Here is a 16,832-nt window from a genome sequence, read left to right as displayed (position 1 = left end):
ATCTCTCCCTTAAAATCTTGCATGTCTCCTTTAAAGTCGCGCATTTCTGTCGTGAAGTCAGTCATGTCTCCCTTGAAACCATACATCTCTCCCTTGAAGTCATACATTTCTCCCTTGAAATCACGTATTTCTGCCGTGTGATTTTGCTGTCCTTTTTCCAGTGTTTCTAACTTTTCAAGAATACGACCCAGCAATGTTTCATTATCCAATAAGATCACCCACCTGTTTATATTTTATAATATTTTGTTGCTATATTCCATCTTAAATCTATTTTTCATCCTCAGACGATAATCTTCGCCAGCTACCGGCTTAGGCGAAATATGACCTGAAGCAAATGCTGCATTTCCAATAAAACAGCTACTTTTTGTTTATGGATCTATTTACGATAACAGTCTCCAAATTTAACCTAACTCATCAAATTACACACGTCATCTCAATACAATCCCCTTCAATTATTAGTCATTGTTACGTATAAGTTAAGCGATACCAGTTAAAAAGTCAAGAACGTTTGTTTGTGTTCGCCCCCCTTAAAATTGTCTTATGAACACCAAGAATAAGGTGAATTTCTATTTCAGGAAACATTCAAAGGTGAAATTACAAGAATACCGAAAAAGAACAGCAGAAAATGCGATAAAAATTAAATTTTTCATGTGCACGAAAAAGCCACCAGCTCTAATCGAACCAGCAGCTGCTATACAATTGCTTTGTGCGGTCGTCTGTGTTGCAGCGATTAGCGCTTATACCCGAACTGCGTACATCAATGCTTTCCGGTATTTCGCTCCTTTTTCAATTTCAATAACTTCCGGAACTGTCAGGTATTCAACATCAATTGAACACTTCCGGCACATGTTTCTGTGTTTGCGCCCATAAAATGCATACACCCGCCCATGCCCTTACGCTCTCCATCCCATACCGAGCAGCCTCACCCCCTTCAATACACAAGATGCATATATTTTGCCGCTGACGGGTATTAGTCTATAAATCATCCATAAGAGGAGGCTACAACGATGGATAAGAAAATTATCGGCGGTGTATTTTCCGATGTAAGTACAACGGAACGGGTCATCAGAGAGTTGAAAGAACATGGTTATGGAACAAATGATATTTCTGTATTTGCCCGGGATAAGAATAAAGTCAACGTAATCGAGGATGAGGCAAATACCAGCGTAAGTACCAATGATCACGGGCGCGGTCAAAATGCCGGGAAAGGCACTGGGATCGGTGCAGCATCCGGTGGTGTGCTCGGTGGTCTCGGCGGATTAATTGCCGGCCTCGGCATGCTTGCTATCCCTGGCGTCGGGCAAGTAGCTGCAGCCGGACCATTGGTGGCCGCACTAACGGGTGCCGGTGTCGGTGCAGGCGGCGGCGGAATTGTCGGCGCCCTGGTCGGAGCAGGCATTCCAAAAGAGCATGCCGAGCAGTATGAAAACTATCTGAAGGACGGGAAAATTATTGTGTTAGTGGAAGCCGACGAAGAAACTGAAAGTAAAGTCTACCATACCTTCCTGTCCCACGAGACAGAAAACCAGAGCATGTATCCCAATGGTATGTTGGACAACCCTAAGACGAAACAGCGCAGGACTGCGACGCGCCGCTAAACCAAGAAGATAGGAATGCCAACACATCGACCATGGCATACACCCCAACGTTATAGGCAAACATAACGTTTGGGGTGTTAATTATAGTTGAATTGAACTGCTTGCTCATTTTGTCGGTGCTGCCTTACAGTTCAATACCACCTCGACAGTCCAAGCGAACAAATTTGATGAAGATACTAATCTGGAAGGGGAACTCGTGGTGAGTGTATTGTAGCCATGTTGTGTTGTTGCCTACCCTGATGAACAGTTTCCAGAACATGTTGGTGACAGGCACCTTACAATAATATCAAAGTAAATCCACCTTGTTCTGCCAGCGCTCAGACATGAATTTTTCCGATTCGCCGGTATTGCCGTTTATAAAAAATGTCTCGTCCAACAGCTCGCTGCTAACCGACACTTTCCACAGCGGCAGATAGAACAGGGATATCTCTCTAATCTCATGCATCGGCTTCTTCAAAATATACGATCGGTTAATCTGGTTTTCCTGGACATTTTTCACATACCGTTCAGCATCATCCGTATCAGTTATAAATGTTTCTACAATGGATCCATCACCGATTTCCCGATTGCTAATGGGCGGGATTTTAGAGAAAACGCCCCGATACCCTGACACCGCATCAACAAAAATCATGTTAGGCTGTTTACGGGGAGGAAATGGCGGACGATCCGCGATAACGAGTGTTTTGGCAAGCCAAAAGGGATGAAATAGTAACTCACACGTTTTTGTGTTCTGCCTCAGAAAATCTTCATTGATGGAGCTGCTCAGCCGGGCCTTTATCCCGGCCGCTTTATAGACATGGTTATATAATTCGTTCTCTCGAATTGCGGGGTGATCCCCTATGACGTTAATCGTTGCTTCTTTCGTTGGCACGCATACATCATCCTATCTATTCCCAAATGGGTGTGGTTATGATTGACCCTGACAATTCTCTCATCCTGCAGATTTTTTTGTATCAGCGTCAGTTGGCTCTGCATGATACCGATTGACCTGCTCCTGTGTCTTTGCAGATGGTGGTGCCGTCATCAGACTAACGAGAATAACCAGTATCAAAGAAATTGGTGATGCAATAATCGGTTCTGATACTAACGCAAACGGCTTTGTAATGACTAGAATCAGAAAGGTGAGCGCGCCTCCCAACATGCCTGCCAACGCACCCGCTTTGTTCGCTCGATTCCACCAAATTCCAAGGACAAGCGGAAAGCCAAACGATGAAAGCAGGAAGCCGCCTACCCAGCCAACCATAATCGCAATCAGCTGTGGTGGGTTAATCGCAATGATAATGCCAACGATGCTCGCAACAATCATCACGGTAAAGCCGATTCTGGTAACCGTTTGCTCAGAAGCCTCTTTGTTAAGGTACTCCTTGTAAATATCACGTGCCACACCAGCTGAAATTGCCAAAAGCATCGCATCAGCAGAAGACATAATTGCCGCAAGAAGCCCTGCAAGCATAATACCTGCCAGAAGCGGCGACATATAATTTTCAATTACCGATACAAAGATCATATCCTGATTGTCCAATGTGTCAGCAATGCCTAGACTCGCTCCTCCTGCAGCAACAATCAGACCAAAGACAAAAATAAGCAAATATAACAGACAAGCCCACATGGCAGACCGCCGTGCTGTTTTTGCATCCCGTGACGCAAAATTACGCATCACAGCAGACGGTGACACAATTCCGAACCACAGAAATGCCAAAAACAACCCAAAATATGACAACCACGGCTGTGTCACATCCCCAAAATTTGGTGAGGCAGCAAGTGCATCCTGAATCAATGGTGAAAAACCATCATGCTGAAACAAAATGAGAATTGATAATACCAGCATACCGATAAGCATGACAGAACCTTGAATCAAATCAGTATACGTAATTGCCCACATCCCGCCAAGTGCAGCATATACTGTAAATCCGATTCCGAGCACGATAACCGCAGTTGTATAATCAATCCCAAGTACATATGAACCAATCAGCCCTGAAGCGGTCAGTTGCGGTACCATGTAAAATGTCATGCCAATCACAACGATGGCTACAGCCACCAACTGCACGGCGTTTCCATATCGCTGTTTGAAAAATTCAGGCAACGTGTTGACGCCTGAGCGCCTGATTTGTCCTGACACAAGAAAAAGTGTAAACGGCAAAATAGCGACAGCCCCAAACCCATAAGCAAACAAGAAAGGAATCCCTAATGCGACACCGGATCCAACCGCCCCCATAAGCGAACTGGAACTAGCTAAAGCTGCAAACAACGCAAACGCACCGACGAACGTATTAATGCTTTTACCAGCTGTCCAAAAATCACTTTCAGAAGAATGTGCACGACGTGTGAAGTATACCCCGATTAAAGTGGTTAAAATTAAATAAACACCTAAAATGACAGCCTCCATCACCTGCATAGATTTATCCCTCCATTTTTATCCGCCATTTTTCGCGTCTCTTTTTTCCATCCAGACAACGTAAATAATAGACAGCGCAAACCATACAAAATAACTGAAGAACATTAACCAACCTGCAAGCGTAATCCCCATGAAATAGATATCAGTCGGCCACCAGATTAATACAATTGCTGAAATAACGAGCAATATAGCAACAAGAATGATACCAGGGTCTGACCACCTGGATTTTGATTTCATAGAAAACTCTCCTCTCATCATTTTTCAAGTATCAGCTATAAGGTTAATTTGGTTCCTGCCCCTTTTTCCTTAGCTTTCCGATACATCAGATTAGCAACGACGACATCAAATAAAGCCATTCCGGTTGTTTTAAGCACAACGGTTTTGTCTTCTTTAACTTCTGCCTTATTGGCAATCAGATCAGACATCGTTATAATCGATTCCCGGTCAACCCATCCCTTTTCAATCGGTGTCGCAATATCTCCCGACTCGTCGATAGCGTGTTCAGTGTCCACAATCACCTGGTCAGCCGCTTTGAATACTGATTCAGGAAACTCCCGCATGGTCGGCTGAAATGAACCGACACCAATGATCAATTTATTTTCGAACAAATTTTGTTTATCTGGAAGAACCGGGTTGTTGGAAGTTGTGGCAGTGATCACGATATCAGCTTCATGGAGGGCTTCCTCAACCGTATGACATGGGTTGATGGAAACGTCTTTGCCTATCCATTCCTGCAGTGATTTCGTGAAGGATTCGATCTTCTCGGGTGAACGGTTGAAGAGATAAATATCGTTGATTGGTCGTTCGGTAACTGCAGCTATTGCCTGATAGAGCCCCTGAACTCCGGTTCCGATGATTGCAAGCGAAGATGCATCTTCTTTAGCCAGATGGCGTACCCCCGAGCCACCAATTGCCCCTGTTCGCATACCTGTCAAAATCGTTCCGTTTAGAATACCTTGAATGTCACCGGTCTCACTATCATTCAGCACAACCAATCCGTGAAGGGTCGGCAGCGACTCGTTATTCGGAAATATGGTCACTAGTTTGGTGCCAATCGCGTCGCCTGTAAAACACGGCATCAACAAAAGCGTATTATCGCCCTCCTTTACTTGCATGCGCTGAGGCATTTGGAATTTGCCGGATTGATAGATTTCATACGTCGCATCAATCGCATCAATGACATCCTTCATGGAAACCGCTTCTTTGATAGTTTGCTCACTTAAAAACAGCATTTTATTTTACCCCCTTTTTCTTAAATCTTGCTATATATATTATCACTATCAAACATTAGTTATCATCGTTTTTTGAATATTCGTACCGTAATTACATAAATTACTGAATTAGTCCTAATTTAGGATCTGCTTGATTTAACCACTACACAACGGCTCCTTCAACAACCAACTTATTAGTGGCAAAGCGTTCAAATTGCAATGGGCTTAAATCCAATGTTTCAAAGCGGCCGGTCCGGATCATTTCAGATAGACCTTTCCCGACAGCCGGGGCCTGCTGCATGCCATGACCGCTGAAACCACACGCCATATAGTAACCATTCAGCTCTGGGTGTTCGCCGATGATCGCGTTTTGGTCTTTTGTATTATGACTGTAGATACCCGCCCAACCGTTATTGATTTTTGCCCGCTCAAAATTCGGAATACGCGCCGCTAAAACCGGCCAAAGCTGGTCTTCAAACAGTGATCGTTTCCATCTGAAATCAATCCCGGGATTTACTTTCTCGGCCAAACCGGTTATCAGTGAGTTGCCTTCATGCCTGAAATAAACACCCGCCGGATCGATCGTGAGCGGCAAATATCTTTCGAGTGGTTCAGCAATATCGAATTGGATAATTTGTCGTTTCAACGGCACAATCGGAAGCGGAAGCCCAATCTTCTCACTTAATTCGTGCGCCCATGGGCCGGCACAGTTGATGACAATCGGCGCTTTATAAACGTCCCCTTTCTTAAGCCGAACCCCTGTTACCTCTCCTCGTTCGGTCAGGATTGTCTCAACTTCGTCATAAACATATTCCGCTCCAAGTTCCTTCGCTTTTTTGATATATCCCTGCATCACTGAGTACGGATCCAAATAGCCATCCTCTGCACAATACAGCCCCCCTTGCAAATCATCGGTTATCAGTTCCGGAATGATTGACGACAGTTCTTCTTTTGCCAGTAATTCCGACGGCACACCATGCTTATGCTGCAATTGCAGCTGTTTTTGCAGCTGGCTGACATTTTCGCCCCGGGCAAGAAAAAGGTAGCCGCGCTGCTTAAAGTCAATTTCGGCTTTTTCCGTCCCGATTGCCATATCCTCTGCAAATGTCTTATACTTTTGCAGCCCATATCGGCTGATTTGAATATTTACTTCTGTTGTAAAAAGCTGCCTCAAACCACCGGCACTTCTGGGCGTTGATGCGTATTTATAGACGTTATCTTTTTCAAATATCATAATGTCACCATCATAACCATCATTCAGCAAATTAAAGGCAATGCTAGACCCGATCACACCACCGCCAACAATGATGATGTCGCATTGTTTTTTCATTTTGACCACCTCTGACAGCAGGTTTGTTTAAATTATTCACAATATTATATTTATTTTATAACGTACTTCGCCTATAAATTTCTACAGTTAACATGAACAAGATCATAAAGATATATCATAATAATTTGAATCATGATACAATTCTAACTGGGGATGATGATTGTGATAAAGGGGGTGGAACGGTATCAACGAGTTTATTCACGTTGCACAAAACGTTGTGAAAGCGGTTTCAAAAATATTGCCGTTTCATATCAGTTTGAGTGATGAAGAAGGTTATATTATCGGATCCTCGATTCCGGAACGAATAGGCAAACTGCATGCACCATCAAAAGAAGTATTGGAAAAAGATTCGTATTTGATTTTCAACGAAGAAAAAGTTAAAAACTTGCCCAATGTCCTTCCCGGTGTTGCTGTCCCAATAAACTTCGATTCCTCAACGGTTGGTGTCCTTGGAATTATCGGTCCCCCGGAACAAGTTGAACCTTACGCACAGCTCATCAGCAAATATATTGAAATGAGATGGCAGGAAATGGTTGATGAGCAACTGGAAGAATTAAACAATAAAACATTAGAAACGTTTGCCCAGTATATTCTGTTAAACAACAAAACCGATCACTTAAGAGTCGAGCAGTATTGCAAAATGCTAAATATATCATCTGCCACTAAACGGTTTTGTATTGTAGTGGATATTGGGGATTCACTTATCAACACGGTGCAAAATAAAACGCCCATCGAACAATTGAAAAAACGATTAGCGGGTTGCACACAAAAAGCATTCAATAGCAATCAAAATGTCATATGCACCTTTTTAAATACCGAAAAACTCGTTCTGCTGAAACCTGTTCAGTCAGAAGATGATTACATGGCTGCCCTAGAACAATTTGAAACGCAAAGCCAGCATTTAACCGACATGTTTAAAACCTATCAAGTTAATCACATCTTTATCGCAGCCGGGAACATGCGCGATACCATCAATCAAATGAACGAATCATATCACGAAGCGGAAAGCTTAATTAAATTTGGCAGGCAACACAATATATCACCCCAGGTTTATTCACTTCACAATTGGGATGTGTTAAAAGAAATGCTCCCTTACCAGATCAATAACCATTTCAGGGAAAAAATCATGTTCCGGATACACTCACTTTTCGACGATGACGACTTTCCCGAACTCATGCGTAATTTTCTAGTATACTGCGATAATCAAATGAATATCAGCCAGTCAGCTAAAGAGCTATACATCCATCGCAACACCCTTAACTACCGCTTGAAAAAAATTGAGAGAATTACTTCCGTAAATATAAAGGACTTTGAGCAATGCATAATACTGTATCTGGTATTAAAAAAATATGACAAAAGCTTCTCTCTTAATTAAAGAAAGAAGCTTTTACGCATTGCATGTTCATTGCTTGGGTAAAGTCTATGAGAGGTTATCTCTTAACAAAACCTACTATTAATCACTTTGCTGAGTTGGCTTAGGGATGTGTTCAAAAACTTCTTTAGTATCGAAGAATGTAACGAGCTTATCCACCCAATCGAAAAACGCAACAGATTCTTTTGTATCCTCCAAATAGGCTTTTGCTTTCTGTATTTCTTCTTCGTTTGCATTCTCATCTGTAATGATGTCATTTAATTCTGCCATTATCTCTTCATCTATTTTTTTGTTTCGCATGACAACTTCCCGCCAATTTGAAGTGAATAATGAAATAAACATCCTATAGTAATCAGCTTCGACTGTATAATAATCCTTCCGCGTTCCTTTCACATAAACTTTTTCGGCAATATTTAAATGAGCCATTTCTCTTAGAACTTGACTCATGCGCGTTTTGCTCATTCCAGTATGTTCTGCAAGTTCATCTAAACTCATTGAATCATTATGATAATAGATAGCTGCAATAACTTGACCAATCGTGCCTTGATAACCATATGATTTCATATTTTCAGATATTTGTTGAACAATTTTGTTATGGACCTTATCTAGTTTTTGTGATTCTGTCACCACTATCACTCCCTTATTTAACAAAAAATAACATAAACCCTATAAGAATAATAGTAGCATATTGACCAGTAATCTTCAGATAAAACAAGGAATTTTAAGATAGCCCAAAACTACACACATCATAAACCTAATATTGCATGTTATTTATATAATATGAGGTTTATGCTAGTTTTCATTTGAATATGTTCTCTGTGTATAATATTGATTATGCGTTCAGTCAATATATTAAAGATAGAAGGAGAACTTCAATGATCCAATTACAAAACGTTAACAAAACTTACGATGATGGTTTTGAAGCGCTGAAAGACATTAATCTTGAATTTCAGGAAGAGAAGATTAATGTGTTGATTGGTCCAAGCGGTTGCGGAAAAACTACCACAATGAAATTGTTGAATCGGCTGACTGATCACACTAGCGGCGAAATTTTGATGAATGGAAAAAACATCAAAGAGATTGATCCAATCGAATTACGTCGGCAGATGGGCTATGTCATCCAAAACATTGGTTTATTTCCACATATGACCATCTATGACAACGTGGCAGCTGTACCAAAACTATTAAAATGGGATAAAAAAACCATTAAACAAAAAGTCGACGCGTTATTGAATATGGTTAATTTGGACCCGGAAATTTACAGAACCCGTTATCCATCTGAATTAAGTGGTGGTCAGCAGCAGAGAATCGGCGTCATTCGGGCTCTGGCTGCTGAGCCGGACACGATTCTGATGGATGAACCATTCAGTGCTTTAGACCCGATTAGTAGGGAACAATTGCAAGACGAACTTGTTCATCTTCAACAAGAAATTAACAAAACCATTGTTTTCGTAACGCATGATATGGATGAAGCTATCAAAATAGCTGATCAAATCATATTGATGGAAGACGGAAACATTGTCCAAAAAGGGACACCGAATGAATTAGTGACAAACCCGGTTAATGATTTTGTCAAAGATTTCATTGGAACCAAACGGTTAAAGAACAACCAATCAATGCCTCAGCTATCAAGTATTAAGAAGGCATTTCCATCCATTACGAAGAGCAAGCCGGTGGAAGATGCCATCAAGATAATGGTTGAAAAGCAAATCTCTTATCTGCCGGTTGTAGAAGAAGATAATAAGTATAAAGGCATTATCAACCTTTATGATGCACTGTCGCACAAAGACGGATATGTTCATGAAATTACAAATACTACCTCAAACGCAGTTAATATTAATTCTGACGCAGCAGAAGCAACACGAATCATCTCAGGATCAGGCGCTGCATTCTTACCTTTATTATCAGATACCCAGGAATACCTCGGTGTGGTTGATAACCAAGCGTTGTTAAAATCATTCGAAGGTTTTTTCGCAGACAGAGGTGGTGAAATATAAATGGAACTCGTTTCTGACTACATCGAATTTTGGCAAGAAAAGAATAACGTCATTTGGGAATATACTTATCAGCATATTGCGATTTCCTTCATAGCTATACTATTTGCCATACTTCTGACAGTACCACTAGCTATTTATATGACGAAAATGAAAAATAATTTTATTAAAAACTCTATTTTTAACATCGCCAATGTTTTTCAAACGATTCCAACCATTGCTTTATTTGCAATAATGATTCCATTTTTAGGCATAGGATTTAAACCTGCTGTTATAGCACTATTTTTATACGCCTTATTGCCTTTATTAAGAAATACGTATGCTGGTGTTCAAGCGATCGAACCAGATATTATCGAATCCGCAAAGGGGATGGGTTACAGTCCAATGCAACGTATTTTCAAAATTGAAATACCAGTTGCCTTACCCTATATTATGTCTGGCATCCGTACAACAACGGTTTACGTTATCAGCTGGACCACTTTAGCAGCTGTCGTTGGCGCCGGCGGATTGGGCGGTCTTGTCTTATCCGGCATTGGCTTTAATGACCAGCACATGATATTCACCGGAACGATCTTAGCTATATTAATGGCGTTATTACTGGATTTCTTTTTTGCAAGTGTCGAACAAAAATTATTAAAACGATAACGATTATGAAAGGAAGTATGATGATGAAAAAGATATTATTTGGCAGTTTATTTTTAATTGGATTTATTTTGACCGGCTGTGGTGATGATAGTTCAGCAGATGGCGGTGAAGTGTTTCAATATGGAGCACAAACGTATTCAGACCCTAAAATCATGGGACAAGTCGTTAAACAATTAGTGGAAGATCAGACAGATCATGAAGTGGAAATTACTGAAGACATTCAGGCTAGCCCGCAGATTATCAATGCGTTAGATCAAGGCGAGTTTGACTTTGCTACCCTATTCTCAGGAGAAGTGTATAACAATCATTTTGACGAGGATAAAATTGAGTTTTCAACAGATCCACAAAAAACAATCGATCAAGCACAAACACTGTTTGACGAAAAGTTTAATTTAAATTGGTATGACTCGATCGGATTCAACAACCAGTATAGCATCACGGTACCAGAAGAGTTTGCAACAACGCATGATTTGCAAACCATATCCGACTTAAGTGAGTATGCCAGTGATATGGAAGTCGGAGCGGATTCAGCTTGGAAAGAACGGGAGAATGATGGCTACAGAGATTTTGTTGATGAATACGGTTATGAATTTAAAAACGTACGGGGTATGGAAATTTCATTAATGTATGAGGGGATAGCAGGCGGCGACCTTGACGCCATTACGGCATACACAGTTGATCCGCATATCTTGGAAAATAATCTGGTCATCTTGGAAGATGATCAAAACTTCTTCGCGCCTTATGATGCTTCAATCGTAGCAAGAAATGAATTGCTGGAAAATTATCCAGAAGTCAGTGACGTCCTTGATTCAATTGTTGATTCAATCAGTACGAAAGAAATGACGGCACTCATCCGTGAAGTGGATATCAATGAGCGCAGCACCGCAGAAGTAGCAGAGGAATTTTTGAAGGAAAAAGGAATGCTGGAATAATTGAAAAAGGTGATTAAATGAATTTTCTTACCGAATTAGGCACTTATGTAGTTGAAAACCAAAGTGAGCTTTTGTCGATGACTTGGACGCACATTTTGATGGTTATCTACGGTATAGCGCTGGCACTTCTTGTGGGGGTGCCCCTAGGGATATTGGCGGCAAAATTTGAAAAAATTGCACCTTTTATACTGTCGTCGACCAATATTCTGCAGCTCATTCCAAGTCTTGCAATGCTGGCCATCCTAATGCTTTATTTCGGACTAGGTTTTCAAACAATGGTCATCGGGCTTTTCTTTTATTCACTGCTTCCAATCGTAAGAAATACATACGTTGGGATTAAAGAGGTGGATAAGAGTGTAACAGAAGCTGGAAAAGGTATCGGTATGACCCCCGGACAGCTTCTGAGAAAAATTGAAGTGCCATTGTCTTTACCATTTTTAATGGCTGGCCTGCGCGTTGGTTCTGTTATAGCCGTTGCAGTCGCATGTATCGGTCCATATATCGGAGCAGGTGGTCTGGGCGATGAAATTATTTCAGGCATCAGTCTTCAATCCGAAATAAAAATCTATGCAGGGGCAATACCAGCAACTTTAATAGCAATTATCGCGGACGCTGTACTTGGTAGATTTGAAGCTAAAACGAAAGCAAGAATGGCGCCGTAATGATATAGAAAGAACAGGTGAATGATTAAATGAAACGTCAAATATTTGATGAACTCGAAAATCTATATGATGAAATGATAGACATAAGAAGATGGCTTCATATGTATCCGGAGTTATCATTTCAGGAAGTAAATACTGCCAAGTTCATCGCAGATTTCCAACGCGATTTAGGACTTGACGTTAAAACAAACGTTGGCGGCAATGGTGTTGTCGCCACATTAAGAGGCGGCAAGCCGGGTAAGAATGTAGCAATACGGGCGGATTTTGATGCATTGCCTATTATTGAGGAAAACGATGTGCCATATAAGTCCAAATATGAGGGTGTGATGCACGCGTGTGGGCACGACGCACATACCGCCATTGCTTTAGGCATGTCAAAAGCATTTTCTAGCATCAAAGAGGAGCTTGAAGGCAATATTATATTTATCCATCAACATGCGGAAGAACAAGATCCCGGCGGCGCAGCTTCCATGGTGGAAGCTGGAGCGCTTGAAGGGGTGGACGTTATTTTTGCTACCCATATGGAGAATTATATCCCAGTAGGCCATATCTGGCATAATGACCAATATGTATTAGGGTCTTCAGATGATTTCGTGATCGAAATCAAGGGCGCTGGCGGCCATGCGGCTTTCCCGCAAGATTCTGCAGATGTGATCGCCATCGGAAGTCAACTGATTAGTAATTTACAGCAAATTATTAGCCGTAAAGTCGATCCGCTTAAACCGGCGGTCCTTACAGTGGGATCATTTCACGCAGGAGAAAAAGGAAATGTCATTCCAAATAGCGCCAGACTTGAAGCGACTGTAAGAACGTTTGATGAAGACGTGCGAACACAAATTCATGACTTGGTCAATCAAATAACGGAAAATACATGTAAGTCATATGGCGCGGATTACCATCTTGATTATCAATTCGGCTACCCGGCGACCAAGAATGATAAGTCGACCAATCAGCTAATGGTGAATGCAGCAAAAGATGTTCTACCAGAAGAAAATATTATCGAGATGGAACCAAACATGGGAGCAGAGGATTTTTCTTACTTCTTACAGAAAACGCCAGGAACCTATTTTTTCACGGGTTCTGCCAATGAAGAAAAAGGTTTGGTCTATCCCTACCATCACCCCAAATTCGATATAGATGAAATGGCATTATTGAACGGAGCCAAAGTATTATCTTCATCTGTTATTGATTACTGGAAGAAGCATAACTAAACTTAATGGTAAAAGTATGTGCTAGCAGATGGTTTCATACTTTAATTAGATGCCCCTTTTTTAAGAAGGGGCATCTTTTTATAGATGCTCAAATAATTTTGAGAAAGGCATGGGATAATATGGTGATTTACTTTACAACATACTCAGATTCTAAAATATTCAGGCAATGACAGGTAACCAACTAATCCTTTACTGTGGCGCATGTTTTTAACATTGCCCCATCCCCCTCCGCACCCTCCTATGGCGACCTCTCTCAAGCCCATGTAACGGCACTTGCGCCCATGTTCCCGTTTTCTTGTGCATATCGCCCCCCCTCAAAAAAGAAACATTCTCACCCCTTATTCAGGCAAGAATGTTTCTATCATAATTAAAGCGGCTATTTTATTTTAAGAATTCCACAGCAAACGAGCTCATCGCGGTTATGCCAGCTGGTATGGCCTTTTCATCGAAAATAATCCCAGGGTTATGCAAGGAACGTGTTGATTGTTCTTGATCATTCTTCGTACCGATTCTGAATAACATACCATCAACATGTTCGAGATAAAATGAAAAATCCTCGCCTCCCAAGGATGGTTCAGGAAGATAAACCAGGTTATCATCGCCGAGTTCTTTTCTCACCGCTGTATCCATAATATCCACCAGGCTTTCATCATTAATAACAGGCGGACTTCCAGGGTGAAACGTTACTTCTGCTTGGGTATCATGGGCTTTGGCTATGTTTTCACTAACCTCTGCTATATTGTTTTTAATTTGATCTCTTACCTCGGGGTCCAATGATCTCACGGTTCCAGAGAGTCTCACTTCACTGGCCATAATATTATTGGCTTCACCACCATGTATCTGCCCTAACGTGACAACTGCCGAATCTAGAGGGGAGATACGACGCGAGATAATCGATTGCAAACCGCTGACAATCTGGCCTGCAACGGGAATCGGGTCCGTACTCTTATGAGGGTGAGCGGCGTGGCCTCCTGAGCCATCGACCCGGATATCAAAAGTATCTGTTGCCGCCATAATCGGCCCTTTTCGCACGCCAATTTTTCCAGCGTCCACTTGAGGCCACGTATGCAAGCAAATAATCTTGTCCACTTTTGGTTCAGCATCCAAGACACCCTGATCAATCACATAATTTGCCCCCTGCATTACCTCTTCACCGGGCTGAAAAATAAATTTAATATTTCCATTCAATTGTTCCCGCTTTTTATTCAACACCAGCGCTGTACCAAGCAGTACGGAAGTGTGCAAATCATGGCCACAAGCGTGCATGATGCCCTCTTTGTCGGAGGAAAACGCCAACCCTGTTGCTTCTTTAATTGGCAGGGCGTCCATATCACCTCTTAGGCCAAGGGTAGGACCTTCTCCTTCCCCTCTTAGTACACCTACGACCCCGGTGTCCCCCTTCAACTTTTGCAAATCGATAGCCGTATCTTTCAGGACATCCATTACTAGATTAGTTGTATTGTATTCTTGCATGCTCAGTTCCGGGTTTTTATGGAGGTGTCGCCTGATTTTCACCATTTCTGTCTGTATCTCTTCTGTCATCTCATGTATCCGCAATCCTATATCCTCCTTGCTTTCATACAAATTTGGAGGTCGACTAACCTATTTTAGCTAGTCGACCGTGGTAATAAACTATTCCAGATCTTGTTGACCCATCTCTACAACTTCATTATACGTTTCTTCGCCCCAGATTTCGGTACCTAATTCGTCCCTTACAGATTGTGTTGCTTCCTTAAAGGCTTCGATATCCGGGTCTACGAAAGTTACGCCTTCTTCTTCCATTTCAGACTTCATTTCTTCTGCATTTTCTTCCAGTTTTTCCTGTGCATGCGCTTGTCCTTCTTCAGCAGCGCTCAGCAAAATGTCCTGATAGTCACTTGGCAGGCTTTGGAAAAACTCGTCATTTATCGTTACGAATGCTGGTTTGTACATATGGTTTGTATTAATAACATAATCCTGAACTTCATGGAAACCAGCCGAATAAATTGTTTCCAGCGGGTTTTCCTGTCCTTCTACTACCCCGTTTTGTAAGCCACTATAGACTTCACCGAAATCCATTGGCGTTGGATTGGCTCCCAGTGCTTCAAATGTTTGGACATAATAATCAACTGCCGGCGCTCTAATTTTCATCCCTTCCATATCTTCAGGCTTGGTTATTTTAACGTTGGAGGAAACCACACGCGGCCCACGCGGCAGTGTGCCGATAGTACGCACACCTTGTTCATTAATCAATTGATCGTTCCATTCCTGTCCGATTTCAGATTGAAGGACTGCTGTCCAATGCGCGTTCGAATCCATTAAATACGGCAACGCCAAATATTCAATCTCGTCCATCCCAGGGTCACCACTCGACATCATTTCGATTGTCCCAAGCTTCACCTGCTCCATTTGTTCAACAGTTGAACCAAGCTGATTGCCCGGATGCAATTCAATTTCCACATTACCATCTGTTTCCTCTTCAACAATCTCTTTAAAACGCTCCATACCTAAATAAGCCGGTTCACCTTCATTAGCCCATGTGCTGTAAGAAATGCTAAATGTTTCATTGGAACCTCCATCATCCGACGATGACTCTTCACCCCCGCAAGCAGCTAAGAAAACTAAGCTTAAAACAATACCCAATACTAATTTTTTCATCGTTTACCTCCTAAAATTTTAAAATGACGTGATTTACGTGTTGTTCTTTTTCTGCACCATATTAGAAGCTTTAATTTTTTGAGCCAACTCCACACCATACGTTGTCAACGTATCTATAATCTTTTCACCACGCTCGTATGACGCGTTGGCAGGATTGCCTACAATACCTTCGGGCGCTATCTCCTCCATGTCGAAAAAGAGATTCGCTGAGGTCGTCTCTGTGCTTACTTTATTAAAGCTTTCAACAGAGAACGATTCCCAATGATCTTTCATTTCCCATTCTTCCAGTAAATCCATCCGCATTTCCTCGGGATATAAGTAACTCATGATGGAAGACAGCGGCTCGCCGCCATGCCCTGATGGGTCTTCTTCCTGGTAGATTGTCTCTTTATTATCTTTACTGAGCCATTGCCATAAGTTAACGGCAGCTATCATAATATTGCTTTCTCTTTTTACCTTCCGGGCAACCTGATCGACTGCCGAACTATTACCAGCATGGCCATTGAATACTAGAATTTTCGTAACACCGTGCTCGGTTAAGCTGCGGAAAATTTCCTCCAAAATACGGAGAACGGTTTCTTGCGACAGCGAAATCGTACCGGGATAACCTCTAAAGTATTCGGAATTGCCAAAAGGAACAGGCGGAATGTAATAACTGCCTGACTGCTCAGCGACTCTTTTTGCTAACTCCACAGCCGCAAGATAATCCCCGGTAATCGAGTGTGGGCCATGTTCTTCCATAGATCCTAAAGGTACAATAACAACGGGATCGTTTTTAAAAGCTTGATCAACTTCTTTCCAAGTCATTAAGTGCAATGCGTGTTTATTGTTGCTCATGCTATCAC

General features: G+C 41.8%; 16 protein-coding genes and 1 pseudogene. 7 read left to right on the top strand and 10 right to left on the bottom strand.

Annotated features, from left to right (window positions below; translation table 11 throughout):
• A pseudogene (locus BMZ22_RS16910) lies at positions 1 to 209 on the bottom strand (hypothetical protein); the annotation flags it as partial.
• Between the two features lie 798 nt (positions 210 to 1,007).
• On the opposite strand from BMZ22_RS16910, the gene BMZ22_RS08600 reads away from it, so the two are divergent.
• Positions 1,008 to 1,598 carry a general stress protein gene (locus BMZ22_RS08600; protein WP_090084396.1) on the top strand — a complete coding sequence of 197 codons (591 nt, stop codon included), beginning with the start codon at positions 1,008 to 1,010 and terminating at the stop codon, positions 1,596 to 1,598.
• 286 nt (positions 1,599 to 1,884) lie between these two features.
• Here BMZ22_RS08600 and BMZ22_RS08595 read toward each other — a convergent pair whose 3' ends face one another.
• From BMZ22_RS08595 to BMZ22_RS08575, 5 genes are all read right to left on the bottom strand, one after another.
• A complete protein-coding gene (locus BMZ22_RS08595; RefSeq protein ID WP_090084393.1) occupies positions 1,885 to 2,469 on the bottom strand; it encodes a hypothetical protein in 585 nt (194 codons plus the stop codon).
• 60 nt (positions 2,470 to 2,529) lie between these two features.
• Positions 2,530 to 3,993 carry a sodium:solute symporter family protein gene (locus BMZ22_RS08590; protein ID WP_090084391.1) on the bottom strand — a complete coding sequence of 488 codons (1,464 nt, stop codon included), beginning with the start codon at positions 3,991 to 3,993 and terminating at the stop codon, positions 2,530 to 2,532.
• Positions 3,994 to 4,011: 18 nt separating this feature from the next.
• Positions 4,012 to 4,230 carry a hypothetical protein gene (locus tag BMZ22_RS08585; RefSeq protein WP_090084388.1) on the bottom strand — a complete coding sequence of 73 codons (219 nt, stop codon included), beginning with the start codon at positions 4,228 to 4,230 and terminating at the stop codon, positions 4,012 to 4,014.
• 35 nt (positions 4,231 to 4,265) lie between these two features.
• Positions 4,266 to 5,225, bottom strand: coding sequence for an ornithine cyclodeaminase family protein (locus BMZ22_RS08580; protein WP_090084385.1), 960 nt, complete (start codon positions 5,223 to 5,225; stop codon positions 4,266 to 4,268).
• A 142-nt stretch (positions 5,226 to 5,367) separates the two neighbouring features.
• Positions 5,368 to 6,534 carry an NAD(P)/FAD-dependent oxidoreductase gene (locus tag BMZ22_RS08575; RefSeq protein WP_090084382.1) on the bottom strand — a complete coding sequence of 389 codons (1,167 nt, stop codon included), beginning with the start codon at positions 6,532 to 6,534 and terminating at the stop codon, positions 5,368 to 5,370.
• A 184-nt stretch (positions 6,535 to 6,718) separates the two neighbouring features.
• Between BMZ22_RS08575 and BMZ22_RS08570 the strand changes: the two genes are divergently transcribed.
• Complete coding sequence (locus BMZ22_RS08570) at positions 6,719 to 7,909, top strand: CdaR family transcriptional regulator (protein WP_342710334.1); 1,191 nt, start codon at positions 6,719 to 6,721, stop codon at positions 7,907 to 7,909.
• A gap of 78 nt (positions 7,910 to 7,987) precedes the next feature.
• On the opposite strand, the gene BMZ22_RS08565 is transcribed toward BMZ22_RS08570, so the two are convergent.
• A complete protein-coding gene (locus tag BMZ22_RS08565; RefSeq protein WP_090084377.1) occupies positions 7,988 to 8,533 on the bottom strand; it encodes a GbsR/MarR family transcriptional regulator in 546 nt (181 codons plus the stop codon).
• 248 nt (positions 8,534 to 8,781) lie between these two features.
• On the opposite strand from BMZ22_RS08565, the gene BMZ22_RS08560 reads away from it, so the two are divergent.
• Genes BMZ22_RS08560 through BMZ22_RS08540 form a run of 5 tightly spaced genes read left to right on the top strand, consistent with a single transcriptional unit; the run spans position 8,782 to position 13,350 of the window.
• Positions 8,782 to 9,903: a betaine/proline/choline family ABC transporter ATP-binding protein gene (locus BMZ22_RS08560; protein WP_090084373.1), complete on the top strand. Its 1,122-nt coding sequence runs from the start codon at positions 8,782 to 8,784 to the stop codon at positions 9,901 to 9,903.
• On the top strand, positions 9,904 to 10,545 hold the full coding sequence (locus tag BMZ22_RS08555) for an ABC transporter permease (protein ID WP_090084370.1): 642 nt from the start codon (positions 9,904 to 9,906) through the stop codon (positions 10,543 to 10,545).
• Positions 10,546 to 10,568: 23 nt separating this feature from the next.
• Positions 10,569 to 11,477 carry an ABC transporter substrate-binding protein gene (locus BMZ22_RS08550; RefSeq protein WP_090084367.1) on the top strand — a complete coding sequence of 303 codons (909 nt, stop codon included), beginning with the start codon at positions 10,569 to 10,571 and terminating at the stop codon, positions 11,475 to 11,477.
• Positions 11,478 to 11,494: 17 nt separating this feature from the next.
• Positions 11,495 to 12,139, top strand: coding sequence for an ABC transporter permease (locus BMZ22_RS08545; RefSeq protein ID WP_090084363.1), 645 nt, complete (start codon positions 11,495 to 11,497; stop codon positions 12,137 to 12,139).
• A 29-nt stretch (positions 12,140 to 12,168) separates the two neighbouring features.
• Positions 12,169 to 13,350 carry a M20 family metallopeptidase gene (locus BMZ22_RS08540; protein ID WP_090084361.1) on the top strand — a complete coding sequence of 394 codons (1,182 nt, stop codon included), beginning with the start codon at positions 12,169 to 12,171 and terminating at the stop codon, positions 13,348 to 13,350.
• A gap of 381 nt (positions 13,351 to 13,731) precedes the next feature.
• On the opposite strand, the gene BMZ22_RS08535 is transcribed toward BMZ22_RS08540, so the two are convergent.
• The 3 genes from BMZ22_RS08535 to BMZ22_RS08525 all read right to left on the bottom strand — a co-directional run bounded on the left by BMZ22_RS08535 (position 13,732) and on the right by BMZ22_RS08525 (position 16,824).
• Positions 13,732 to 14,907: a M20 metallopeptidase family protein gene (locus tag BMZ22_RS08535; RefSeq protein WP_090084358.1), complete on the bottom strand. Its 1,176-nt coding sequence runs from the start codon at positions 14,905 to 14,907 to the stop codon at positions 13,732 to 13,734.
• Between the two features lie 75 nt (positions 14,908 to 14,982).
• Positions 14,983 to 15,987, bottom strand: coding sequence for a TRAP transporter substrate-binding protein (locus tag BMZ22_RS08530; RefSeq protein WP_090084356.1), 1,005 nt, complete (start codon positions 15,985 to 15,987; stop codon positions 14,983 to 14,985).
• Positions 15,988 to 16,020: 33 nt separating this feature from the next.
• On the bottom strand, positions 16,021 to 16,824 hold the full coding sequence (locus tag BMZ22_RS08525; RefSeq protein WP_090084354.1) for a creatininase family protein: 804 nt from the start codon (positions 16,822 to 16,824) through the stop codon (positions 16,021 to 16,023).
• Positions 16,825 to 16,832: the final 8 nt, after the last annotated feature.

Source organism: Lentibacillus persicus, assembly GCF_900112705.1.
Classification (GTDB): Bacteria; Bacillota; Bacilli; order Bacillales; family Amphibacillaceae; genus Lentibacillus; species Lentibacillus persicus.
The sequence above is the reverse complement of the archived record's forward strand: the minus strand, read 5'-3'. Positions and strand labels throughout refer to the sequence as shown.

Excerpts from the sequence above, each read along its gene's own strand:
- BMZ22_RS08600 (WP_090084396.1), top strand. The coding sequence starts at position 1,008 with ATGGATAAGAAAATTATCGGCGGTGTATTTTCCGATGTAAGTACAACG.
- BMZ22_RS08590 (WP_090084391.1), bottom strand. The coding sequence starts at position 3,993 with ATGCAGGTGATGGAGGCTGTCATTTTAGGTGTTTATTTAATTTTAACC.
- BMZ22_RS08585 (WP_090084388.1), bottom strand. The coding sequence starts at position 4,230 with ATGAAATCAAAATCCAGGTGGTCAGACCCTGGTATCATTCTTGTTGCT.
- BMZ22_RS08580 (WP_090084385.1), bottom strand. The coding sequence starts at position 5,225 with ATGCTGTTTTTAAGTGAGCAAACTATCAAAGAAGCGGTTTCCATGAAG.
- BMZ22_RS08575 (WP_090084382.1), bottom strand. The coding sequence starts at position 6,534 with ATGAAAAAACAATGCGACATCATCATTGTTGGCGGTGGTGTGATCGGG.
- BMZ22_RS08560 (WP_090084373.1), top strand. The coding sequence starts at position 8,782 with ATGATCCAATTACAAAACGTTAACAAAACTTACGATGATGGTTTTGAA.
- BMZ22_RS08555 (WP_090084370.1), top strand. The coding sequence starts at position 9,904 with ATGGAACTCGTTTCTGACTACATCGAATTTTGGCAAGAAAAGAATAAC.
- BMZ22_RS08550 (WP_090084367.1), top strand. The coding sequence starts at position 10,569 with ATGAAAAAGATATTATTTGGCAGTTTATTTTTAATTGGATTTATTTTG.
- BMZ22_RS08545 (WP_090084363.1), top strand. The coding sequence starts at position 11,495 with ATGAATTTTCTTACCGAATTAGGCACTTATGTAGTTGAAAACCAAAGT.
- BMZ22_RS08540 (WP_090084361.1), top strand. The coding sequence starts at position 12,169 with ATGAAACGTCAAATATTTGATGAACTCGAAAATCTATATGATGAAATG.
- BMZ22_RS08530 (WP_090084356.1), bottom strand. The coding sequence starts at position 15,987 with ATGAAAAAATTAGTATTGGGTATTGTTTTAAGCTTAGTTTTCTTAGCT.
- BMZ22_RS08525 (WP_090084354.1), bottom strand. The coding sequence starts at position 16,824 with ATGAGCAACAATAAACACGCATTGCACTTAATGACTTGGAAAGAAGTT.